The organism is Pseudomonas sp. S150 (genome assembly GCF_004526365.1).
Taxonomy (GTDB): domain Bacteria; phylum Pseudomonadota; class Gammaproteobacteria; order Pseudomonadales; family Pseudomonadaceae; genus Aquipseudomonas; species Aquipseudomonas putida_A.
On sequence record NZ_CP038207.1, the window covers coordinates 4,007,874 to 4,031,785 of the forward strand.

The 23,912-nt window shown below is 60.9% G+C and carries 19 protein-coding genes; 6 read left to right on the plus strand and 13 right to left on the minus strand.

The window, feature by feature from the left end:
• Positions 1-124 precede the first annotated feature (124 nt).
• Complete coding sequence (gene sohB, locus E3Z29_RS18300) at positions 125-1,156, minus strand: protease SohB (protein WP_027613703.1); 1,032 nt, start codon at positions 1,154-1,156, stop codon at positions 125-127.
• Between the two features lie 204 nt (positions 1,157-1,360).
• Between sohB and E3Z29_RS18305 the strand changes: the two genes are divergently transcribed.
• Positions 1,361-2,071, plus strand: a complete 711-nt coding sequence (locus E3Z29_RS18305) for a histidine phosphatase family protein (protein WP_134786531.1) — start codon at positions 1,361-1,363, stop codon at positions 2,069-2,071.
• Positions 2,072-2,133: 62 nt separating this feature from the next.
• Positions 2,134-2,451 (plus strand): SCP2 sterol-binding domain-containing protein, encoded by a 318-nt coding sequence (locus tag E3Z29_RS18310; RefSeq protein ID WP_027613701.1) that lies wholly within the window; start codon positions 2,134-2,136, stop codon positions 2,449-2,451.
• 241 nt (positions 2,452-2,692) lie between these two features.
• Here E3Z29_RS18310 and E3Z29_RS18315 read toward each other — a convergent pair whose 3' ends face one another.
• The 10 genes from E3Z29_RS18315 to E3Z29_RS18360 form a co-directional block, all read right to left on the minus strand.
• The gene (locus E3Z29_RS18315; RefSeq protein WP_134786532.1) at positions 2,693-4,267 is read right to left on the minus strand and encodes an ABC transporter ATP-binding protein; all 1,575 of its coding nucleotides are present in this window, start codon (positions 4,265-4,267) and stop codon (positions 2,693-2,695) included.
• Between the two features lies 1 nt (position 4,268).
• Positions 4,269-5,291, minus strand: coding sequence for an ABC transporter permease (locus E3Z29_RS18320; RefSeq protein WP_134786533.1), 1,023 nt, complete (start codon positions 5,289-5,291; stop codon positions 4,269-4,271).
• Entirely contained in the window at positions 5,291-6,355 is a 1,065-nt protein-coding gene (locus E3Z29_RS18325; protein WP_134786534.1) for a microcin C ABC transporter permease YejB, read from the minus strand. The genes E3Z29_RS18320 and E3Z29_RS18325 overlap by 1 nt, the downstream gene beginning before the upstream one ends.
• Positions 6,342-8,192 (minus strand): extracellular solute-binding protein, encoded by a 1,851-nt coding sequence (locus E3Z29_RS18330; protein ID WP_134786535.1) that lies wholly within the window; start codon positions 8,190-8,192, stop codon positions 6,342-6,344. The genes E3Z29_RS18325 and E3Z29_RS18330 overlap by 14 nt, the downstream gene beginning before the upstream one ends.
• A 226-nt stretch (positions 8,193-8,418) precedes the next feature.
• A complete protein-coding gene (locus tag E3Z29_RS18335) occupies positions 8,419-11,061 on the minus strand; it encodes a TonB-dependent receptor (RefSeq protein WP_134786536.1) in 2,643 nt (880 codons plus the stop codon).
• 117 nt (positions 11,062-11,178) lie between these two features.
• The gene (locus E3Z29_RS18340; protein ID WP_027613695.1) at positions 11,179-11,682 is read right to left on the minus strand and encodes an RES family NAD+ phosphorylase; all 504 of its coding nucleotides are present in this window, start codon (positions 11,680-11,682) and stop codon (positions 11,179-11,181) included.
• Positions 11,679-12,155 (minus strand): MbcA/ParS/Xre antitoxin family protein, encoded by a 477-nt coding sequence (locus E3Z29_RS18345; protein ID WP_027613694.1) that lies wholly within the window; start codon positions 12,153-12,155, stop codon positions 11,679-11,681. The genes E3Z29_RS18340 and E3Z29_RS18345 overlap by 4 nt, the downstream gene beginning before the upstream one ends.
• Positions 12,156-12,424: 269 nt before the next feature.
• Complete coding sequence (locus E3Z29_RS18350; RefSeq protein ID WP_134786537.1) at positions 12,425-15,346, minus strand: TonB-dependent receptor; 2,922 nt, start codon at positions 15,344-15,346, stop codon at positions 12,425-12,427.
• Between the two features lie 90 nt (positions 15,347-15,436).
• Positions 15,437-16,384, minus strand: coding sequence for a FecR domain-containing protein (locus tag E3Z29_RS18355; RefSeq protein WP_134786538.1), 948 nt, complete (start codon positions 16,382-16,384; stop codon positions 15,437-15,439).
• A complete protein-coding gene (locus E3Z29_RS18360; protein ID WP_134786539.1) occupies positions 16,381-16,890 on the minus strand; it encodes a sigma-70 family RNA polymerase sigma factor in 510 nt (169 codons plus the stop codon). The genes E3Z29_RS18355 and E3Z29_RS18360 overlap by 4 nt, the downstream gene beginning before the upstream one ends.
• A 295-nt stretch (positions 16,891-17,185) precedes the next feature.
• Here E3Z29_RS18360 and E3Z29_RS18365 point away from each other — a divergent pair, with 295 nt between their 5' ends.
• The 4 genes from E3Z29_RS18365 (at position 17,186) to E3Z29_RS18380 (ending at position 23,118) form a co-directional block, all read left to right on the plus strand.
• Positions 17,186-18,904, plus strand: coding sequence for a hydrogenase maturation protein (locus E3Z29_RS18365; RefSeq protein WP_134786540.1), 1,719 nt, complete (start codon positions 17,186-17,188; stop codon positions 18,902-18,904).
• A 1,025-nt stretch (positions 18,905-19,929) separates the two neighbouring features.
• Entirely contained in the window at positions 19,930-20,793 is an 864-nt protein-coding gene (locus tag E3Z29_RS18370) for a LysR family transcriptional regulator (protein WP_045122483.1), read from the plus strand.
• A 112-nt stretch (positions 20,794-20,905) separates the two neighbouring features.
• The gene (locus E3Z29_RS18375) at positions 20,906-22,051 is read left to right on the plus strand and encodes an SRPBCC family protein (RefSeq protein ID WP_134786541.1); all 1,146 of its coding nucleotides are present in this window, start codon (positions 20,906-20,908) and stop codon (positions 22,049-22,051) included.
• Positions 22,048-23,118 carry an SMP-30/gluconolactonase/LRE family protein gene (locus tag E3Z29_RS18380; RefSeq protein ID WP_027613687.1) on the plus strand — a complete coding sequence of 357 codons (1,071 nt, stop codon included), beginning with the start codon at positions 22,048-22,050 and terminating at the stop codon, positions 23,116-23,118. The genes E3Z29_RS18375 and E3Z29_RS18380 overlap by 4 nt, the downstream gene beginning before the upstream one ends.
• 107 nt (positions 23,119-23,225) lie before the next feature.
• Here E3Z29_RS18380 and E3Z29_RS29465 read toward each other — a convergent pair whose 3' ends face one another.
• Both E3Z29_RS29465 and E3Z29_RS18385 read right to left on the minus strand, forming a co-directional pair.
• Positions 23,226-23,390, minus strand: coding sequence for a hypothetical protein (locus tag E3Z29_RS29465; protein WP_167734148.1), 165 nt, complete (start codon positions 23,388-23,390; stop codon positions 23,226-23,228).
• A gap of 108 nt (positions 23,391-23,498) precedes the next feature.
• Positions 23,499-23,741 carry a DUF465 domain-containing protein gene (locus E3Z29_RS18385; protein WP_027613686.1) on the minus strand — a complete coding sequence of 81 codons (243 nt, stop codon included), beginning with the start codon at positions 23,739-23,741 and terminating at the stop codon, positions 23,499-23,501.
• Between the last annotated feature and the right edge of the window lie 171 nt (positions 23,742-23,912).

A 23,912-nucleotide genomic window follows, 5' to 3' on the forward strand; every position in this document is an offset into this window, starting at 1 on the left:
GAATTGCCGATGAAAAACTTCAAGTTCGAATCAACTATTCAAACTCAAACTATACATATATACCGCCACCATAAAAAAACCCCTTTCACCGTTACAGTGAAAGGGGTTTTTCGTTGGCCTTTTCTTACCAGAAGCGTTGCTGGGTCAAGCGGCTCCACCAGCTCAGCAGCACGCGATCCACTGAACCGCTGGCAGCCATGCCGATGCGCTCCTGCAGGCTTTTGCGCTCGGCGTAATGCAGGTGATAAACCTCGGCTTTCTTCGCCCGGTCTGCCAGGTATTCATCGCTGGTCTTGAGTTCGTCGACCAGTTGTTTGTCCAGCGCTGCAACACCAAGCCAGACCTCACCGGTGGCCACTTCGTCGATGGCCAGTTGCGGGCGATAACGGGAAACGAAGTTCTTGAACAGCTGATGGGTGATGTCCAGGTCTTCCTGGAACTTCTCCCGGCCCTTTTCGGTGTTTTCGCCGAACACGGTGAGGGTGCGCTTGTACTCACCGGCGGTCAGCACTTCAAAATCGATGTCGTGCTTTTTCAGCAGACGGTTGACGTTGGGCAACTGCGCCACCACACCAATCGAGCCGAGAATCGCGAACGGCGCGCTGATGATCTTCTCGCCAATGCACGCCATCATGTAACCGCCGCTGGCCGCGACCTTGTCGATACACACGGTCAACGGCACGCCGGCCTCGCGAATACGCGCCAGTTGCGAGGACGCCAGACCGTAGCTGTGCACCATGCCGCCGCCGCTTTCCAGACGCAGTACCACTTCGTCCTTTGGCGTGGCGAGGGTCAGCAGTGCGGTGATTTCGTGACGCAGGCTCTCGGTGGCCGAGGCCTTGATGTCACCGTCGAAATCGAGCACGAACACCCGGGATTTGCTCTCGGGTTTGTTCTTCTGCTTCTTCTCGGATTTTTCCGATTTGGCCTGGCCCTTGCGCAAAGCCTTGAGCTGATCCTTGTCGAGCAGGGTCTGCTCCAGACGTTCACGCAAGCCTTTATAGAAATCGTTGAGCTTGCTGACCTGCAACTGCCCCGCCGACTTGCGCCGGCCCTTGCTGCGCAATGCAGCAAAACTGGCGAGCACCACCAGGATGGCGACCACCAGCGTTACGGTCTTGGCCAGGAAGCTGGCGTATTCGGTGAAAAACTCCACAGAGACTCCTTCAAACAATGCGCGGATGCAAAACACGCGCGGGATGGTTCCAGCATACCCATGCGCCGCCTCGTCGGCCAGCCGTGAAACCTCTGGCAACAGGCCTGTAACGAGCATTTCAAACAAGCGTATGTTTTTTCATTGACAGCACTCTTTCATCCTCATAACCTCGCCAAACCTTCAACGTACCGGGATGACGCGGACGTGGGCAGCATCTATCTGATTCGACATGGCCAGGCCTCCTTTGGTGCAGACGACTATGACGTCCTGTCGCCCATCGGTGTGCGCCAGGCAGAAGTCCTCGGACAGCACCTCGCCGAGCTGGGAATCCGCTTTGATCGCTGCCTGGCCGGCGACCTGCGTCGTCAGCAACACACGGCCAGCAGTGCGCTGGAGCAATTCAGCGCCAAGGGCCTGTCGGTACCGACGCTGGAGACCGACTCCGCGTTCAACGAGTTCGATGCCGACGCGATCATCCGCGCCCTGATCCCGGCCATGCTCGAGGACGAGCCGGAAGCCATCGACATCCTGCGTAACGCGGCGCAAAACCGCGCCGAATTCCAGCGTATCTTCGCCCTGGTCATCGAGCGCTGGCTGGCAGGCACCTACGACACACCCGGGCTGGAAAGCTGGCTGGGGTTTGTCGAGCGAGTACGGGGCGGATTGCACCGGATCCTCGAACAGGCCGACGGCAACCAGAAAATCGCCGTGTTCACCTCCGGCGGCACCATCACCGCCCTGCTCCACCTGATTACCCAAATGCCTGCCCGGCAGGCCTTTGAACTGAATTGGCAAATCGTCAACACCTCGCTCAACCAGCTGAAGTTCCGCGGTCGCGAGGTGGCTTTGGCCTCCTTCAACAGTCACGCACACCTGCAACTGCTGAAGGCTCCGGAACTCATCACTTTCCGCTGAGTCCGGATAATTGTGACCCTTGCTGTAATCAACCAGCGCCTAACCCAAGAAAGGATCGAACCATGACCTCCGTAGCTGATGCCGTAAAAGCGATGCAAGCCAAGTTCAACCCAGCCGCTGCTGCCGGTCTGGATCTGGTTTTCGGTTTCAACATCACCGACGAAGACAAGCACTACGCGCTGATCGTCAAAGACGGTACTTGTGACATCCAGGAAGGTGAAAACCCGGACGCCAACTGCACCCTGGTACTGGACAGTGCAACCCTGAAAGACATCGTCAGCGGTGAAACCGACGGCATGCAAGCGTTCATGGGCGGCAAGCTGCGCGTTGAAGGCGACATGATGTTGTCGATGAAGCTGTCCGAGCTGTTCCCGTCGTAAGACGTCGTTCGGTTTAAAGAAAATCCCGCCCTAGTGGCGGGATTTTTGCGTCTGGCTCCCGGGTTTCGTCATAAACAGGCCATAGGTGGGAGGGGGCTTGCTCCCGAAGACGTCGGATCAGCCACAAGTTTTGCCGCCTGTCACACCGCTTTCGGGAGCAAGCCCCCTCCCACATTGGTCACGTGGTCACGTGGCGCACCATAAAACGCGGCATGCACCTTCTACTACGTTGGAGCTGTCATCAACCAGCAAATGATGCCGCCAACAGCTCCTGCGTATACGGATGCTGCGCATCGCTGAATAGCGCACGGGTCTCGCCACGCTCCAACACTTCGCCATCCTTCATCACAATCAGGTCATGGGCCAACGCCCGCACCACCGCCAGGTCATGGCTGATGAACAGATAAGTCAGCCCATGCTCTTCCTGCAGCCGCCGCAATAAAGCAACGATCTGCTTCTGCACCGTGCGATCCAGTGCCGAGGTCGGCTCATCGAGCAGAATCAAATCAGGCTTGAGCACCAGCGCCCGAGCGATGGCAATCCGTTGGCGCTGGCCACCGGAAAACTCGTGGGGATAGCGATGACGGGTGGCCGGATCAAGTCCGACTTCACGCAGCACATTGATCACCGCCTGCTCACGCTCGGCAGCATTCAAATCACTGTGCACCTGCAAGCCTTCGGCAATGATCTGCGCCACGCACAGGCGCGGGCTGAGGCTGCCGAACGGGTCCTGAAACACCACTTGCAGGCGTTTGCGCAGTGGCCGCAGCTGCTTGCCGCTCAACTGCTCCAGCGCCTCACCGGCAAAGCGAATGCTGCCCTCGGCGTCGATCAGGCGCAAAATCGCCTGGCCCAAGGTCGACTTGCCCGACCCCGACTCGCCGACAATCCCCAGCGTTTTGCCGCGCTGCAGGTTCAGATCAATGCCCTTGACCGCCTGCAGCCAAGTCTTCGGTCGCAGCCAACCGCCTCCCAGGCGAAAACGCACATGCAGATCGCGCACCTGCAACGAGTCCTGCGCCACATCCCGGCATAGCGCCTCGCCCCCCGGCTCGGCGTTGAGCAATTCGATGCTGTACGGATGCTGCGGCGCACGGAACAGTTGCTCGCACGACGCCTGCTCGACGATCCGCCCACCGCGCATCACCGCCACCCGTTGCGCAATGGTGCGCACCAGATTCAGGTCATGGCTGATGATCAACAGCGCCATGCCGAGCCGCTGCTGCAAGTCTTTGAGCAGCAACAGAATCCTGCGCTGCACCGTCACATCCAGCGCCGTGGTCGGCTCGTCGGCGATCAGCAGTTGCGGCTCGCAGGCCAGCGCCATGGCAATCATCACCCGCTGGCGTTGACCTCCAGAGAGTTGATGCGGATAGGCCTTGAGCCGTTCGCGCGGTTTCTGAATCCCCACCAGTTCGAGCAGTTCAAGAATCCGTTCACGGGCTTGCGCGCCCGCCAGGCCTTTGTGCAACGCCAGGCTCTCACCGAGTTGCCGCTCGATGGTATGCAGTGGATTCAGCGAACTCATCGGTTCCTGAAAAATCATCGCGATGCGGTTGCCCCTTAACTGGCGCAAATAGCGCTCATGCACACCGAGCAGCTCTTCACCGGCATAACGAATGCTGCCATCGATCCGCGTGATGTTCGGGTCAAGCAATTGCAGGATGCTGTGAGCAGTCACCGATTTGCCCGAGCCCGACTCCCCGACCAGCGCCAGGCATTCGCCCGGACGAATATCGAGGTCGATGCCATGCACCACTGGCTGACCGTTGAATGCCACACGCAGGTCGCGGATTTCAATCAGGTTATCGCTCATCTCAAGCCCTCGGATCATAAGCATCTCGGCAGGCCTCACCGATGAACACCAATAGAGAAAGAATCAGCGCCAGGGCAAAAAACGCCGTCAGCCCCAACCACGGCGCTTGCAGATTGCTCTTGCCCTGACCGATCAATTCGCCCAATGAAGCGCTGCCGGCGGGCATGCCGAAACCGAGAAAATCCAGCGCCGACAAGGTCGCGATCGCTCCGGTAAGAATGAACGGCAAATAGGTCAGGGTCGCACTCATGGCGTTGGGCAAGATGTGACGGCTGATCACCTGCGCATCGCCAACCCCCAGCGCCCGCGCGGCTTTCACGTATTCCAGACCGCGGCTGCGCAGGAACTCGGCGCGCACTACATCGACCAGACTCAGCCAGGAAAACAGCGCCATGATCCCCAACAGCCACCAGAAATTCGGCTCGACGAACCCGGACAGGATGATCAGCAGATACAACACCGGCAGCCCCGACCACACCTCCAGCAATCGCTGCCCGAGCAGATCGACCCAACCGCCGTAATAGCCTTGCAAGGCCCCGGCAGCAATGCCGATCAGCGCACTGGCGGCGGTCAGCGCCAGGGCAAACAGCAGCGACACCCGCGTACCGAAGATCACCCGCGCCAGCACATCCCGCGCCTGATCGTCGGTGCCCAGCCAGTTCTCGCCGCTCGGTGGACTCGGTGCCGGTTCAGTCAGGTCGTAATTCACCGTATCGAAACCGAACGGGATCGGCGCAAACCATATCCGCCCGCCCTGCCCCTCGATCAGTTGCCGCACCTGCGCGCTGCGATAGTCCGGCTGGAACGGCAATTCGCCGCCGAAATCCTGCTCGGTGTAGCGCTTGAACGCCGGGAAATACCACTGGCCCTGATACTCGACCAGCAGCGGTTTGTCATTGGCGATCAACTCGCCGCCCAGGCTCAGGCCGAACAACAGCAGAAACAGCCACAGCGACCACCAGCCACGTCGATGTGCCTTGAATCGCGCCCAACGGCGCTGTCCTATGGGAGATAGAGTCAACATCAGGCAGTCCTCGCGGTGAAGTCGATGCGCGGGTCGACCAGCGTGTAGCACAGGTCGCCGAGGAGTTTTATCAGCAGGCCGAACAGGGTGAAGATGAACAGCGAACCGAACACCACCGGGTAATCGCGGGACACCGCCGCTTCGTAACTCAGGCGACCGAGGCCATCCAGCGAGAAGATCACTTCGATCAGCAGCGAGCCGCCGAAAAATACCGTCACCAGTGCCTGAGGCAGGCCGGCCACCACCAGCAGCATCGCGTTGCGAAACACGTGACCGTATAAAACCTGACGCTTGCTGAGGCCCTTGGCCCGCGCCGTCACCACGTACAAGCGCGAGATCTCGTTGAGAAAACTGTTCTTGGTGAGGATGGTCAGCGTGGCGAATCCGCCGATGACCAGCGCGGTGACCGGCAACACCAGATGCCAGAAGTAGTCCGCGACCTTGGCCCACGGCGACAGCTCGGCGAAGTTGTCGGAGACCAGTCCGCGCACCGGAAACCAGTCCAACGCGGAGCCGCCGGCAAACACGATGATCAACAACAGCGCAAACAGAAACCCCGGCATCGCATAGCCGATGATGATCGCCACGCTGCTCCAGACATCGAACGCCGAACCGTTGTGCACGGCCTTGCGGATGCCCAGCGGAATCGACACCAGGTAAGTGATCAACGTGGCCCACAAGCCCAGTGACAAGGTCACCGGCAGCTTCTGCCAGATCAGCTCGGTGACGCTGGCACCGCGGAAAAAGCTCTGGCCGAAATCCAGTTGCGCGTAGCTCTTGAGCATCAGCCACAGGCGCTCATCAGCCGGTTTGTCGAAGCCGTACTGGCGCTCGATGTCGGCCACCAGTTTCGGGTCGAGACCCCGGGTGGCGCGGGATTCGCCACCGATGGTTTCAACATGACCACCGCCCACCGCCGCGCCGACACCAATGCCCTGCAACCGGGCAATCGCCTGTTCCACCGGGCCACCCGGCGCGGCCTGCACGATGACGAAGTTGACCAGCAGAATGGCGAGCAACGTCGGCACGATCAGCAGCAGACGCCGCAGGCTATAACCCAACATGGGCGTACTCCTTTTGCTGTTGCTGCATCTGCGTGGCGGTCAGCGCGGTCGGGCTGATTTCCCACCAGGTATCGAGTCCGGCGTCATACAACGGCGCCGTCGCCGGACGACCAAAACGGTTCCACCACACCGTGGAAATCCCCGGCGGGTAGTAATTGGGAATCCAGTAGTAACCCCACTGCAACACGCGATCCAGGGCATGGGCATGGCGCAACAGGCTTTCGCGGTTGTCGGCCTGCACCAGCCCTTCGAGCAAGGCATCGACCGCAGGATCGCGCAGCACCATGTAGTTGTTCGAGCCGGGATCGTCGGCGCCGTCGGAGCCGAAGTAATTGAACATCTCGCGCCCCGGCGCCTGACTCACCGGGTAGCCGACCACGATCATGTCGTAGTCGCGGTTGCGCACGCGGTTGGTGTATTGCGCGGTGTCGACCTGGCGAATATCGAAGCCGATACCGATCTGCGCCAGGTTGCGCTTGAACGGCAGCAGCAGCCGTTCAAAGCCCTTCTGACCGTTGAGAAAAGTGAACTGCAGCGGCTCGCCATTGGCATTCACCAACTGATCACCACGGGGTTTCCAGCCGGCGGCTTCCAGCAGCTTCAAGGCCCGCAACTGCTCGGCGCGGATGTTGCCGCTGCCGTCGGTTTTCGGCGCTTCGAATACCTCGGTGAATACCTCGTCGGGGATCTTGCCGCGCCACGGCTCGAGGATTTTCAGCTCCTCGGCATCCGGTAACTCGGTGGCCGACAACGCACTGTGCGAGAAGTAACTGCGCTGGCGCAGGTACATGCTGCGCATCATTTGCCGATTGCTCCATTCGAAATCCCAGAGCATGGCGATCGCCTGCCGCACCCGGCGATCCTGAAACATGGTTTTTTGCAGGTTGAACACGAAACCCTGCGAACCTTGCGCAGCACCCGGCGCCAGATGTTCGCGAAGCAATTTGCCCTGCTCCAGCGCCGCGCCGGCATAGCCGATGGTGTAACTGGTCGCGGAAAACTCGCGGTTGTAGTCGAAACCGCCGGCCTTGAGCACTTGCCGTGAAACATCAGTGTCGGCGAAGAATTCCACGCTCAGGTGATCGAAGTTATACAGGCCGCGGGTGATCGGCAGGTCCTTGGCCCACCAGTCGGCAACGCGCTGAAATTTCACGCTGCGCCCGGCATCCACCGCGCTGATCCGGTACGGGCCGCTGCCCGGCGGGATCTCGAAACCGGCGCCCTCGGCGAAGTTGCGCGTACGCCACCAATGTTCGGGCAGCACCGGCAGCGTCGCCAGATCCAGCGGCAAGGTGCGGCTGTCGTTGTTCTTGAAGTTGAAGCGCACTTGCGTTGGCGACTCCACCACTACGTCGGCGACGTCACGAAACTGCTGGCGATATTTGAGGCTGCCCTGAGTGGTGAACAGCTCGAAGGTGTAACGCACGTCTTCGGCAGTGATTGGCGTGCCGTCGTCGAACCGGGCCTTGGGATTGAGGTAGAAGCGCAGCCAGCGACGATCCGCATCCAGTTCCATCTGCTGCGCCACCAGGCCGTAGACGCTATAGGGTTCATCCTTGCTGCGATAGGCCAGCGGCGCGTAGAGCCAGCCGTCGATGTCGGCGACACCGCTGCCTTTGTCGATGTACGGAATCAAGTGATCGAACGGGCCGCTTTCCAGCGAGGAACGGCGCAGCGTTCCGCCCTTCGGAGCGTCAGGGTTGGCGTAGGCCAGGTGTTGAAAGTCCGGGGCGTATTTGGGGGCTTCGCCGTAGACCGTTAACGCGGGTTGCGGGGCGGCCCAGCTGAATGGGCTTGAAAGCGCAAAAGCGCTGAACAGAATGAGCCTGGATAGCATTGGCAGATCCTTTCACAAGGTGTTGCGACTGGCCTCTTCGCGAGCAAGCCCGCTCCCACAAGGAAGTTGTGCTCACCGCTGTTCCCCTGTGGGAGCGGGCTTGCTCGCGAAGGCGCCAGTACAGTCACCAAACATCCTGCCTACCTGTGATGTGCAACAGGCCGGCGATTTTTATAGGGCAGGCTTAGATCAATAAGTGACTAAAACCCGCCGCCTCTGGGCATTCTCAGAACTTGTAATTGACCCGCGTGTACAACGTCCGCCCGAACGGGTCGCCGTATTTCGGGTCGTAGCCGCTCTGGAAGGTGTAGGTCTGGTTGCTGAACGGTGGCTCGCGGTCGAACAGGTTCTTCGCGCCGAGGGTCACGCTCAGGGTTTTGCGCCAGGTGTAGGTGCCGGCCAGATCCCAGACGTTGTACGAGCCGACGTAATCGTGGGTCTCGCGGTCGGAGTCGTGGTAACCGCTGGTGTAGCGGTTGGTCAGGGCGATACCGTAGGGGCCGTAGTTCCAGCTGCCGGTCAGGCTGTGGCGCCAACGGGCCACGGCGCCGGCCGAGGAAAAGTCGCCACCACGGAAATCGCCGAGCTTGTCGATGTAGTCGCCCTTGAGCTGCTGCTGGTACTCGTAACGGCTGACATAGGTGCCTTGCAGGCCGATGCCGAAGTTACCGTACGGGGTGCTCGGCAAGCGGTAGTCGAAGCTGACGTCGACGCCATTGGTCTTGATTTTGCCGAGGTTGGCCAGGCCGGTAACGATGTGATCAATGGAGCCGTCCGGCTTGCGCACCAGACGATCCGGATACAGCTCCGGGTTTTCGAACACCGCCGATTCCGGGAATTCGGCGATCTGGTTGGCGATGTTGATCCACCAGAAATCCAGCCCGGTGCTCAGGCGCTCGAATGGCTGATAGACGAAACCGAGGGTGACGTTGCGCGCGGTTTCCGGACTGAGGTCCGTATTGCCACCGGTGCGGCTGTAGAACTGCTGGGCGCAGTCGCGGTTGGCGATCCCGCCGTTGCTCGGGTTGCCACCGGCACACAGTCGCGGGTCGTTGTAGTTGGCGACGGTGAACGTCGTGAAGTTCGGGTTGTACAGCTCATACAACGACGGCGCGCGAAAACCTTCACTGTAGGCGCCGCGCACCACCAGTTCCTTGAACGGCTGGAAGCGGAACGAGTATTTCGGGTTGGTGGTGCTGCCGAAGTCGCTGTACTTGTCGTGGCGCACGGCGGCGGACAATTCGAGGCTGTCGAGCACTGGCACGTTGACCTCGGCGTACTGCGCCGAGACGCTGCGATCCCCGGCGACGCTGGCATTGGGGTCGACACCCAGGCTCTGCACATCGGCGGCGAACTGGGCAAAATCCTGATGGAAATCTTCCTTGCGGTATTCGCCACCCAGCGCCAGTGCCGAAGGGCCGGCGCCGAACCAGTCACCGATCTCGCGACTGACACGTCCATCAATCGCCTTCACCCGCCCCACTGCCGTCGAGTAATCGCCGTCCACCGCATTGGCCGCCAGCAGCGCCTGCCCGGCAGCGGTCTGCGCGCCAAACGGATTGATGATGCCGTTGGCAATACCGGCGCTGACGGCGCGGTCGTTGACATAGCCGGCCTCGATGGCATTGACCACTTTGTTCTGGTTGTACGACGCGCCGACGTTGTAGTCCCACCCCACCACGCTGCCGTCGAAACTCAACAGCAAACGCTGGCCGGTGTTGTCGTCTTCGTGCTGGCGCGCGCCAACGGCGGTTTCGCGCCAGTTCACATCCACCGGTTGCGTCGGGTCGAGGGCGAAACCGTTGGGGCCGGGAGTAATGCCGTTACCGGGATAGAACGTCGTGCCGGGATTGACCTGATTGCCCATCAAGGTGCCGGGGCCGATCTGCGTACGGTTCTCGTTGCGCGCCCAGAAATATTCGAGGCTGACATTGTGATCGTCGGCAAGCTTGCCGGTGGCTTTGGCGAAAGCCGAGGTCTTCTCGGTTTCCGGCACCAGATCGAGGTAGTTCCACAGGCTCTGGCGGCAGATGCCATTGCGCGCCAGCAACCCCGGTGCATTGCAACCGGAACTGGCCAGTGGATTGGTGGCGTTGCTGCCCTGACTCCAGTTGGCCGGTGATGCGGTACCCGAGGTGTAATCGAGGCCGCGTCCCGGCTGATAGTTGTAGGTGTAACCACGGTCTTCGGCAGCCAGTCGTTGCTGCTTGTCATGACTGACCACGCCGAACACGTTGAAACGATCATCCTGCAAATCGCCGAAGCCCCAGCTACCGCTGAAGTTACGACTTTCACCACCGCCGGCATGGGTCGGCGTGTCGTAGTTGGTGCTCAGTTGGCCTTCGGTGAGACTGGTCTTGGTGATGAAGTTGATCACCCCGCCGATCGCATCGGTGCCGTATAACGCCGAAGCACCATCACGCAGGACTTCGACGCGATCAATGGCGGCGAACGGAATGGTGTTCAGGTCAACCCCGGAACCGTTGATCGCATTGGTCGCGTTGTTACTCAGCCGCCGGCCATTGAGCAGCACCAGCGTCTTGTTCGGGCCGATGCCGCGCAAATCGGCATACGACGCCCCGCCGCTGCTCGAACCCACCGAACGACCGGAGCCGACCGAGGACTGGTTGGCGGAAATCCGGCTGACCAGCTCTTCGGTGGTGCTCACCCCCTGCTCGCGCAATTCTTCAACTCGCAGAATGGTGACCGGCACCGCGGTTTCCGCATCGACCCGGCGAATCGCCGTGCCGGTGACTTCCACCCGTTGCAACTGGGTCGTGGGTTCGTCGCTAGCGACTGCCGGCAAGGTATTGATCGCCAGCAGCAAGGCCAGGCTCAAACGGGATCTAACGGGTGAAAAATGGATCATGAACAGCCATCCCTGCGTTTTGGTTTATGCAGGGATGTGCAATGGACAGCAGGGTTTTATAGAGCTCGATTTAGACCGTTGGGTGATGAGGTTATGCAAAAAAATGGCAGGTGTGGATCAAGCCAGTTCCATCTCCCTCAGCAACCGGGTATCCAGCCCAAACCGCTCCTGGGAAACCATCCTGAACTGCCCTTCAGCCAATTCGCAGCTCACCAGCAGATTCCACGAGTGCCGGGTTGCCGCCGAGGGGATCAGTACAAACGGATGCTCTGCCAACAACGCATCGGCGAACAGTTGTTGATTGGGGGAAGGCTTGGCGGGGCTCAACCAATAAGGATTCGGCACATCCTCCGGCTGGACGATTTTCACTTTTGCTTCGCTGACGACCTCAAAACACGTGAGCACATAAGGTTCACTGTCCAGCGCATCAAAGCTGTGATTCGCTGCCACCTCCAGAATGGCCGACGACGGATCGACTGATGCATAAACGACTCGCCGCCCGGGTATGTTCCATCGGCCACCATTGAGATTCGAACCCATCCCGCTGTCCCACGTCCCGCCATAAACCTCGGGGTCCAGCCGCCAGGCATACCAGTGCTCGTCCCAGGGCAAGGGATTCATGTGTAAACCCCGTATATCAGTTGCCCCAGATACTGCTCCACCATCTGAAACCCCAGTGAATGCCGGATAAACTCCACCGGTACGCGACCGTTCAGGTAGGTGCTGGGCTTGCGCAGCCACTCCTCGGCCCGTGACTGCCTCCCGAAGGCGCGAGTGGCCTTTTCCAGCACCAAGGCATATTGGTAGGCGACGACGCTCTGCTGCGGGTCAAGCCGTACCGTTTTACCTTCCTTCAGTAATCGGCGTACGGTGCTGACCGACTTGCCGGTGATGCGTTTGACCATGTCGCCTTGCAGATAAAGCTCAGAGGTTGAAAGCATGTTGACGACATCGTTCAGCTCAAAACCTTCGTCGGTCAGGTCAACGATCAGAAAGGCATCGTCACCTATGTTCCGACCATTCACGAGCAAGTCGACAGGTCTGCCCTCGGCCCTCTTCACCCCCGTCAGCCGGGGTACCTTGACGCTGGGCATCGTGACCTCCTCCATGGGGCATCTGGCACGATCGGTGCGCCAGTGAAGGCGATGGGAATAAGCAGGCGTTTCGTATTCGAGGTGGGGAGTTCGCATAATCCATCCGTTATCAGAGGCCTGAGCGTCCAAGCCGTTTACGACTTCAATGTCATGTCCGATGCTATAGATCGCGCTTCCGACGACCAACCTGAGAATGTCGTCGGAAATATCCCCGTTTCTGCGAAATCCAGACCTGTTTCCGTAGGACATTACCCACGAATACCGCGCGCTCAACTGCCGAAGTGATAACTCACATCCAGCCACCACTGCCGCCCGTACGGGTCATAGTTACCGGTCGGGTAATACGGCCAGCCAGCCGAGTCATCGTGTTTGATCTGGTTGAGCACGTTGTTCACGGTCAGCCCGACGCTGGCGCGGTCATTGAGTTTGTATCGCGCACTGGCGTTGAACACCGTCCACGGCGACAGGCGCCCGTCACCCGCGCCGTTGGTCACCGACCCATAGCGAATGCCCATCAGCGTCGCCGTGGCCTTCTGGTAATCCCAGGTCAGGCTGGCGTTGACCTTGCTGCGCCAGTCGTAATTGGTCCGCGATGTGCGCCAGTCCTGGGTCGGCGCCTCGTCGGACTCCTTGTAGAAATGCGAAAGCACCAGGGTATAGCCCAGCGCCGAACTGAACGCGCCGTACTGGCCGGCGCCCCAGCGGATGTTGCTCTTGAAGTCCAGCCCACTGACCCGCTCGCTGGCGGCGTTGATCGCATTGACCCGCACTCGTTGCAACTGATTCGGATCGATGGCGGCATTCCCCGGATTGCGGTCGATGCGCGCCAGGGTCGACTGGCAGTTGGCCGAGTTGATGTCCTGGGTGCCGTTGCGGCATTCGTTCTCTTGCTGCAACAGGCGATTTTCGTCGACGGTGGTCAGCAGGTCGTCGATCTCGACTCGCCAGAAATCGGTGGAGAAATCGAAATTGCGCGACGGCGACCAGACAAACCCATAGGTCCAGGATTTGCCGCGCTCGGACTCAAGATCCGGGGTGCCGCTCTGGGTGTAGTCGACCCGCCCACGATCACACGCGCCCTGCACGCCCTGGCTGCAACCGTAGTAGTCGATCTGTGCCGGGTAGTAACCGTTGCTGTCGGACTGGTAGATGTAGTTCAGGTCCGGCGCGCGGAAACTGGTGCCGTAACTGCCGCGCAGCAAAAGACTGGTGATCGGGCGCCATTCGAGGCCGAGGTTATAGGTTTTCTGCTGCTCGCTGCGGCCGCTGAATTTGTATTGGTCCCAACGCCCGGCGGCGGTGGCCAGCACGGTGTCGGTGACCGGAATACTGAACTCGCCGCCCGCCGCGTAGCGCTTGCGCGAACCGCCGGAGCTTTGCGCCGGGCTCACGCCATAAAAGGTGCCGTTATTCAGAGCGTCATCCGGGTCGACGCGATATTCCTGCTTGCCGGCTTCCAGCACGCCGGCGAATCCGACCGGGCCGGCCGGCAGGTCAAACAAGTCGCCATTGATCGAGGCGTTGTAGCTGGTGGAAACCGACTTGCTGCGCTGGGTCAGGTTGCTGCGAAACTGCTCCCACTCTTGTGGCGTCAGCGGGCGATCGAGGCGCGAGGCGTCCGGGGCGAACACCGGATAACCGCCACTCACGCCCAATTGCGGGCCGAGGTAGAAATCCTGAATCGATGAAAGCGGCGTGTAGCGCGTGGTTCTGACGCTGCGGTACTCCGATCGGTTGGCCGCCAGATCATAGCTCCAGCCGGTGTCGGCGATCTTGTCCGAGAGGCCGAGGGTGCCGGTCCACGAAGTGTCGGTCCACTTGCTGTTGTTGCTGGTACGGCCACCAATTTCCTCTTCACCGTAACGCCGATACCAGCGCTCGAGATTGCCGCTGTTCTGGTTGATGAAATCCGGTGAAGTGAAGGTCGGGCCACGGGTGTTGTTCTGGATGTGATCAAGGCCATACATCAAGTCGGCAAACACCTGACCGCTGTCGCTGAAATGCCAGGTGCCACGGGTGTAGCCGTCGTAGTTTTCCTTTTGCGTCTGAATGGTCCAGTAATCGTTGTACATCTGATCGGTGCGGCAACGGCCAGCGTTGTTCAACAGCTTGTTGTCGAAGGTGCCTTGATAGGCGCCGCAACCGGGGCCGAGGTAGCGGTTGTTGCTCAGGTCGCGACGGTAACCGACATCCGCCAGCGGGCCGCTCTGCATGAAGCCGCGATCGTCGGCCCAGATCGGATCGCGGTTGGTCAGCTCCAGGCCGAACAAGCCGTCGAAGTCGCCCCAGCTGCCGCCGCCGCTGATTTGCAGGCGCTGATTGTCGCCACCGCCGCGCTCGCTGGTGCCGCCCTTGAGATTGACGTCGATGCCATTGATCTGCTTCTTGAGGATGATGTTGACCACCCCGGCAATCGCGTCCGAACCGTAGATCGCCGAGGCGCCGCTGCTGAGAATTTCGATACGGTCGATGACTGCCGAGGGAATGTTCGCCAGGTTGGTGAAGTTGACCTTGCCATCGTATGGCGTCGGGTAATCGGCGACGCGCCGGCCGTTGATCAGCACCAGCGTGTGATTGGGGCCGAGGCCACGCAGGTTGATTGCGCTGGCTGCTGGCTGCCAGGTGTTGCCGTAGTCCTCGCCCTGGGTCATGCCGGTGTTTTGCGTCTGCGTTGCCAAGGCGTCGTAGACGTTCTTGTAGCCGCGCGCTTCCATTTCTTCATGGGTGATGACGTTGACCGGGGTCGCGCCATCGCTCTGTGCACGGGCGATTCGCGATCCGGTGACGGTGACTTTTTCCATACGGTAATCAGCGCTGGTCGCTGGGGCCACAGCGCTGATTTTGGCCGCCACCGGCGTACTCGCCTCGCCTTCGCGCACGCTCAGGCCCTGGGCACTTTGCTCGACTTGCAGGCCGCTGCCGAGCAAGGCCTTCTCGACGGCCTGACGCCCGCCCAACGCACCGCGTACCGCACTGCTGCGCTTGCCTTGCACCAGATTCTGACTGAAGGAAATCGGCACGCCGGTCTGGCGTGAGATATCCAGCAAGACCTCATCCAGCGGGCCGCTGGCGATGTCGAAGGTGTAGACCTGGGCCGCAGAATCCTGCGCATACACCGCGATCGGCCCTAGCCCCATCGCCAGTGCGGCGGCGAGGGTCAGGCGCGGTAATTGTTGTTTGAATGAAATCATCAAGGGCTTCCCTGTTGAAGGCGTCTGCAGGGAATGAGCAGCGGGCCGGCGCTTTTTATAGGGCGGCGATTAGGCCAAGAAGTTATGACGCTATAACCGCGCGCCGATGCTGACCCAATAGGGGTTGTGCCAGGTGACGCGGATCGGCAGCGAGCGCTCCAGCAGTTGCAGGGTGCGGTCGCTGTCATCGAGCGGATAGAGGCCGCTCAGGCGCAGATCGGCCACCTCGGGACTCAGGTGCAGAATGCCCCGGCGATAGCGGCGCAGGCTTTCGATCACTTCGCTCAGCGGCCGGTCGCGCACTTCCAGGCGACCTTGCACCCAGGCACTTTCCTGGCCGGTGCTGCGCTCCAGTGCGAGAATGTCCTGAGCGTTGAACAGCAGGCTCTCCCCCGCCTCCACCACTTGCCGCGCACCACCGGCGGTGACCACTTCGACCTGCGAATGCAGCATCACCAGCCGCGTAGAATCGTCGCCCTGTTGCACCAGAAATTTCGTCCCTAGCGCCCGCATCCGCCCATGTTCGGTCTCGACCACGAACGGCCGCGCGGGATCCTTGGCGACGTCCACCAGCAACTCACCCGAGCGCAACGCCAGCAAGCGTTGAGTCGCATCGAATCGCGCCACCACCCGCGTCCGCGCATTCAGGCTCAGCGCACTGCCATCCTCCAGGGTGAAATCGCGCCGCTCGCCGGTGCCGGTCGCCAACTCCCCCACTTCCGGCAGCCAGCCATAGCGGCGCCCGAGCAGACCGGCCAGCACCGCGATGCCGAGCACGCTCAAGCTGCCACTGACAAAGCGCCGCCGGCTCGACGGCGCATTCAGGCTGTGCAGCAGACTGTTGCGTGGCAGCCCGCGCAAGGTCGGGTTGCGCAGCAGGTTCAGGCCACCGCCCATTTGTTCGATGATCCGCTGATGGCGCGGATCAGCCGCGCGCCACGCTTCGAACGCCGCACGCTCGCCAGCGCTGGCCTCGCCGGACTGCAACAACGCCATCCACTGCGCCGCCTCGTCGATCACCGCTTCGTCCGGCCTCATGCCTGCATCGCCTGATAGCAGCGTTTGAAGGCTTCGACCATGTATTGCTGCACCCGACTGGTGGAAACCCCGAGCCGTTCGCCGATTTCGCTGTAGGTCAAACCGTCGAGCTGATGGTAGAGAAACGCGGCTTTGGCCTTGGCCGACAAGCCATTGAGCAAGCGATCGACTGCCAGCAGCGCTTCGATCACCAGCGCGCGTTCTTCCGGCGATGGATGCACCGGCTCCGGCGCCAGCGCCAGGCTTTCCAGATAGGCGCGTTCCAGGTCCTGGCGGCGCCAGCCTTCATAGACCAGCCGCCGGGCGATGGTGGTCAGCAACGCCCGGGGTTCACGAATGGCGCTCGGATCCGGCAAAGCCAGCACCCGTAAAAAAGTTTCCGAGGCGATGTCCTGTGCGCTGTGCGGGCAACCCAGCGTGCGGACAACGGCAGCGCACAGCCAGCGATAGTCCTTTTGGAACATTTGCCCAATCATCCGGTAATGCGGGTTTTGAACATCCCCCATGCCTTGCTCCCTGAAACGGGTCCCACCCGCTGCGAAAAACCATCGTTCTGCCGGAATCGTCCGGCTCTTGATCAGGCGCGACTGTGCAATAGCGTTGCGGACATTTGAAGTAATTAAAAATCAGGATAAGCAAACCTTTGAGAATAAGGCGCTCCGTCGCCGCAGAAATATTGACTGACACAACGTTGACCCTGATCAGTTGCCCGCGCGCAGCCACTCTCTAATCTGCGCGCTTCATCGAACGCCAAGGACGGCTCACCGGGAGCCCGCGGCTATCCCTTCAAGGAAGAAAACCATGCGATCACTGAAGATTATTCTGCTGTCATCGGCCTTCAACGGCCTGACTCAACGCGCCTGGCTGGAACTGCGTCAGGCCGGGCACTCGCCCAGCGTCGTGGTGTTCACCGACGAGGCGTCGGTGTGCGAACAGATCGAACACAGCGGCGCCGATCTGGTGATCTGCCCGTTCCTCAAGGACCGCGTACCGCAGGCGCTGTGGAGCAATGCGCGGCGCCCGGTGGTGATCATCCACCCGGGCATCGTCGGCGATCGTGGCGCCAGCGCGCTGGACTGGGCGATCACCAACGAACTCACACGCTGGGGCGTGACCGCGCTGCAAGCGGTGGAAGAAATGGACGCCGGCCCGGTCTGGGCCACCTGCGAATTCAATCTGCCGTCGGGCTTGCGCAAGTCCGAGCTGTACAACGGGCGGGTCAGCGATGCGGCGATTCGCTGCATTCGCGAAGTGGTCGAGAAGTTCATCGACGGCTTCGTTCCGGTCGCACTGGATTACACCGACCCAAAAGTCCGGGGTCGCTTGCAGCCAAACATGAAGCAGGACGACCGCACCTTCAGCTGGCACGACTGCTCGCGGTTCATCAAACGCTGCATCGACGCCGCTGACGGCCAGCCCGGGGTCTTGGCAAGCCTGGCGGGCGGGCAGTATTACGTGTACGACGCGCACCTCGATCAGCGCACCGGGATTCCCGGCAAAATCCTCGCGGTGCATGACGACGCGGTGCTGGTGGCGACCGGCGATCACAGCCTGTGGATCGGCTCGCTGCGGCGCAAACCACTGCCCGGCGAAGAGACCTTCAAGCAACCGGCGCGGCATGTGCTGGCCGGGCAACTGGACGGCGTGCCGACCCTCGACTGGTCGATCGCCAGCGAGCCGTTCAACGACGAGGCGTATCAGCCGATCCGCTACCGCGAATCCGGGCATGTCGGGGAGCTGACGTTCGAGTTCTACAACGGTGCGATGAGCACCGAACAGTGCCAGCGCATGGTTGAAGCGCTGCGCTGGGCCAAGTCCCGTGACACCCGCGTGCTGTTGATCAAGGGCGGGCGCGGCAGCTTCTCCAACGGCGTGCACCTGAACGTGATCCAAGCGGCGCAGGATCCGGGCGCCGAAGCGTGGGCGAATATTCAGGCGATCGACGATGTTTGCGCCGAGCTGCTCAGCGCGCGGCAACTGGTGGTCAGCGGCGTGACCGGCAATGCCGGGGCTGGCGGCGTGATGCTCGCACTGGCTGCTGACATCGTGTTTGCCCGCGCGGACATCGTGCTCAATCCGCATTACAAGAGCATGGGCCTGTATGGCTCGGAATACTGGACCTACAGCCTGCCGCGCGCCGTCGGCCCGGCGATGGCCGAGCAACTGACCCAGGCCTGCCTGCCGGTCAGTGCCACGCAGGCGCTGCAACTGGGCATGGTCCAGGAAATCGGCCCGCGCTGCCCGGATGAGTTTTCCTTGTGGTTGCTGCAACGGGCCAACGCGGCGCTGATCGACCCGACCTACGCTGCCGTGCGCGAGCGCAAGTTGCGCGTGGATCAGGTGCTGATCCAGCAATGTCGGGAAAGCGAACTGCAAGAGATGCAGGAAGACATGCTCTACAACCGCAACCAGTTTGCCGAGAAGTGCAGCCACTTCGTCTACAAGCGCAAGGCCTGCGGCACGCCGGCGCGATTGGTGGAAGACTGGGCGCGGGTGCGTTCGACCGAGTTGGCCAGTTGATTTTGCGGTGACTGCCTTCCCCTCACCCTGGCCCTCTCCCAAGGGAGAGGGAACTGACCAAAGTGTCTGGCGCCCCGCATCGACCTGAAATATCTCGGTCGATTATGGATTCAACGCTGATCGCTCAAGTCGGTGTATTTCTTCAATATCCCCCAATCAGCCCCCTCTCCCAAGGGAGAGGAAACTGACCAAAGTGTCTGGCGCCCCGCATCGACCTGAAATATCTCGGTCGATTATGGATTCAACGCTGATCGTTCAAGTCGGTGTATTTCTTCAATATCCCCCAATCAGCCCCCTCTCCCAAGGGAGAGGAAACTGACCAAAGTGTCTGGCGCCCCGCATCGACCTGGAATATCTCGGCCGATTATGGATTCAACGCTGATCGCTCAAGTCGGTGTACTTCTTCGATATCCCCCAATCAGCCCCCTCTCCCAAGGGAGAGGGAACTGACCAGAGTGTCTGGCGCCCCGCATCGACCTGAAATATCTCGGCCGATTATGGATTCAACGCTGATCGTTCAAGTCGGTGTATTTCTTCAATATTCCCCAATCAGCCCCCTCTCCCAAGGGAGAGGAAACTGACCAAAGTGTCTGGCGCCCCGCATCGACCTGGAATATCTCGGTCGATTATGGATTCAACGCTGATCGCTCAAGTCGGTGTATTTCTTCAATATCCCCCAATCAGCCCCCTCTCCCAAGGGAGAGGGAACTGACCAAAGTGTCTGGCGCCCCGCATCGACCTGAAATATCTCGGTCGATTATGGATTCAACGCTGATCGTTCAAGTCGGTGTATTTCTTCAATATCCCCCAATCAGCCCCCTCTCCCAAGGGAGAGGGAACTGACCAAAGTGTCTGGCGCCCCGCATCGACCTGAAATATCTCGGTCGATTATGGATTCAACGCTGATCGTTCAAGTCGGTGTATTTCTTCAATATCCCCCAATCAGTTCCCTCTCCCTCAGGGAGAGGGTTAGGGTGAGGGGCTTTTGCCTTTACAATGCCCGCACCTCAGACACCGGCCCGCCCATGGACATCGACCTCGCCCGCACCTTTCTGGAAATCGTCCGTCACGGCAGCCTCGCGGCGGCGGCTCAGAAGTTGTTCGTCACGCAGACAGCGATCACCGCCCGGGTGCAGAAACTCGAAAGTCAGCTGGGCAGTACGCTGTTCGTGCGCAACCGCGCCGGGGCAAAACTGACCGCCAATGGCGAAGCGTTCGTGGTCTACGCCAATCAACTGGTGCAGACCTGGGAAGCCGCGCGGCGCGACCTGCCGCTGCTGGACGGCTATCACAACGTGCTGCACATCGGCGGCGAAGTCAGCCTGTGCAACCCGTTGATGCTCAGTTGGGCCGCCGAACTGCGCGAGAAGATCCCCGGCCACGCCCTGCGCATGGAAATCCGCGACGGCGAAAACCTGCTGCGCCAACTCGAACTCGGCGTGCTCGATGCCGCGCTGGTCTATCAGCCGGAATACTGGCCGGGGCTGCAAGTCGAGCAGGTGCTGGAAGAAAAACTGATTCTGGTGCGTGCGCCGAACCGCCCGGATCCCTACGTCTACATCGACTGGGGGCCGGATTTTCGTCGCCAGCACGACGCCGCCCTGCCGGACAAGGCCAAAGCCGCGCTGAGTTTCAACCTCGGCCCGTTGGCCCTGCAATACATCCTCGAACATGGCGGCAGCGGCTACTTCCGTACCCGCGTGGTGCGCAGCTATCTGGAAACCGGCGCACTGGAAGCGGTGACCAAAGCCCCGGAATTCGGTTACCCGACCTATCTGGTGTATGCCCGCGAGCGCGACTCGGCGACGCTGCAACAGGCGTTCGATCTGCTGCGCCAGGTAATCGCCACCGATGACGACTGGTCGCAACGCTGGAACCCGCTGAGCTGAGTCGGCCGCTTTACACCGGAGCATGGCGCAACTGACCTCAAGGTCCGGCCTGCACAAACGGCCGGATCGGCTAATCTGCCGGGTATAACAACAATACCCACAGGTGAACGCAGTGAGGCAGACCACCGAGGCATTCCGCAGCCGCTATCGCGCGGCCATTCATCCGTTGTACAACCCGTGGCTGCACGGCGCCTTCGTGCTGCTGTTCGGCGTACTCGCGATCGGCGCCTTCTGGAGCAGCGCGCATCAGGTGCAGCCGCTGGAATGGCTGAGCGTGCCGCTGACCCTGCTGCTGTTCAACTTTGGCGTGTACATGGTTCATCGCCATCTCGGCCATCACAAAAAGACTTTCGCCAAGCTGTTCTATGCCCGGCATGCGGGCGACCATCACAGCTTTTTCACCCCCGGCCACATGACTTATGACGGCGCCCGCGACTGGCGGGTGATTCTGTTTCCAGCCTGGCTGATCGTCGTGCATACGCTGGTTTTCACCCTGCCGCTGTGGTGGCTGCTCGCGCAGTTCAACGCCAATGTCGCCGGGCTGTTCGGCGGCTGCATGGTCCTGGGTTATCTGGCTTACGAGGTGTTTCACGCCTGCGAGCATCTACCGCCGAATAATCCGCTGACCCGCCTGCCATGGATCCGCCAGATGCGTCATCTGCACGAACTGCACCATCGTCGCGAATGCATGCAGGAGCGTAATTTCAATATCGTTTTCCCGCTGATGGACTACCTGTTCGGCACCCTGTACTGGGAGCCGCCACCCGCCCCGTTGCGCTATTCGAGATCGCCCATGACCCGCATGCAGCACCAGATCGATATCGCCGGCGAACCGATCGCCGTGCTCCGCTACGCCGCCAGCGTCGACCACTGGCCCGAGTGGCACCCGTCGTCGCTGAAAATCGACGGCCCGCAAGGCCCGCTGCATGCCGGCGCGCGTTTCGAAGAAGACATTCATGCCGGCGGGCGCGCCGGCCACTTGCGCTGGGAGGTCACCGAATACCTGCCCGGTCGCCGTTGGTGCGCTCAGGCGCGGGGCGATCATGGCTTGTCGCTGTTGCTGACCTACGAGTGCGCGGCGCAAGGCGACGGCACGCGGTTCGTGCGCACTCTGGATTACCGGTTCGATGGCCTGGGCATGCGCCTGGCCAATCTGCTGTTGCTCAAGCGCCGCATCGAACGTGAATCGGCGACCTCGATGCAGGCCCTGCGCGACATGGCGCTCAGGCACCTGACGCTGACGGGGCACCTTTCATGAAGCGCCTGCTGTTATTGCTGGTGATCCTCGTCATCGCGTTTCTGCTGCTGATGCCGACCAAGGTGCAGCCGGTGGCGTGGAAGCCGCCAGCGGCGCCGTCACTGAACGAAGGGGTCTACGCGGAAAACCAGCGGCTCAAGGCCGTCGAACAGGTTGGCCCGAGCGACATCGACGGCCCCGAAGCACTGCTGCTGGAGGGCGATTACCTGATCACTGGCCTGCATGACGGGCGACTGATCCGCACCAGCCTCGATGGCAAGGAGCGCAAGGTGCTGAGCGACACTGGCGGCCGGCCGCTGGGCCTGGCGCGGCATCCCAACGGTTTGCTGGTGATTGCCGACGGGGTCAAGGGTCTGCTCTCGCTCGACGCCCAGGGTCAGTTGATTCCTCTGACCACCGAGGCCAATGGCCTGCCTTTCGGTTTTACCGACGACGTGGCGATCGACAAGTCCGGGCACTACGCCTATTTCAGCGATGCCAGCAGCCGTTGGGGTTACGGCCATGACGGTGAGGCGATCATTGAACATGGCGGTGACGGGCGCCTGCTGCGCTATGACTTTCAGACCGGCAAGACCAGCGTGCTGCTGGACAAACTGCAGTTTGCCAACGGCGTGACCCTTGGCCCGGATGACGCTTATGTGCTGGTCAATGAAACCGGCGCCTACCGCATCAGCCGTTACTGGCTGACGGGACCCAAGGCCGGTACCCATGACCTGTTCATCGACAACCTGCCCGGCCTGCCGGACAACCTCGCGTTCAATGGCAGCAACCGCTTCTGGGTCGCCCTCTATGCGCCGCGCAGTGCCTTGCTCGACGGCACCGCCGGGCATCCGCGGGTGCGCAAGATGATCGTGCGCGCGCTGACGGTGCTGCCAAAACCGGTGGAGAAACGCGGGTTCGTCCTGGGGCTGGATCTTGAGGGCAAGGTGATCGCCAATCTGCAGGACGCCAGCAGCGGCAATTACTCGCCGATCACCACAGCGCGCGAGTATGGGGACTGGTTGTATTTGGGGTCGCTGAAGGCTACGCACATGGCGCGGTTGCCGTTGGCGGATGCGTTGAAGTGAGCCTGCTGGTTTTATGTTAGATCAACTGACGTCATCGCGAGCAGGCTCACTCCTACAGTTGATAGCATTCCAACTGTAGGAGTGAGCCTGCTCGCGATAGCGGTCTTTCAATTGCCCGATCTGTCGAACTTGTCCGGATCTTCATCTTCAGGAAGATCTTCGTCCGGCTCTTCGGGAAAAGTGGTGGTGTGTGCCGGGCTGTTGGGCTCAGGGTGAGTGGGAACCGGGTCGAAACCGCCCTGCTCTTCACTGGGGAATCTGGGTTTGTTCATGGGGCACCTCGCAAAGAGTCGCTGAGTGAAAACTCTGTACATTCGAGGTGCCGGTCAGGGGCTGCGTTCAGTCATTTCACCATTTTGAAGCGGTGAAGCGACTGACGGTCAGGATCGAGCCTGCAACTGCGCGACGATCTTGTCTTTGACCTGCAAGCGTTTCTCTTTGAGTTTCTTCAGGGTGTCATCGCTGGGTGCATCCGAGGTCGCCGTCTCGGCCTTGACTACTTCGGCGTCCGCCTGGGAATACTTGTTGATCAGTGCATCCAGAAATGGATCCTCGGTGCGTTTTTGCTGGACCTCTTCCTTCGTTAGCTTCAAGTCCTGATACAGGTCATGAGTCACCGGCATGGAACACCTCCGTCAGTTGATCGGCAACCAACGCGACCGATTGCGCTGGCAGTTATCAGAATGGCCTTGGTCGGGCCGTTCTGTCGACCACCTGTCAGACCAGCGGTTGCCGTTCGTCGCCCTGTCGGAAACGCGATCAAACCTTTTTCCGCTGTGCTCCCTCCATTGCAT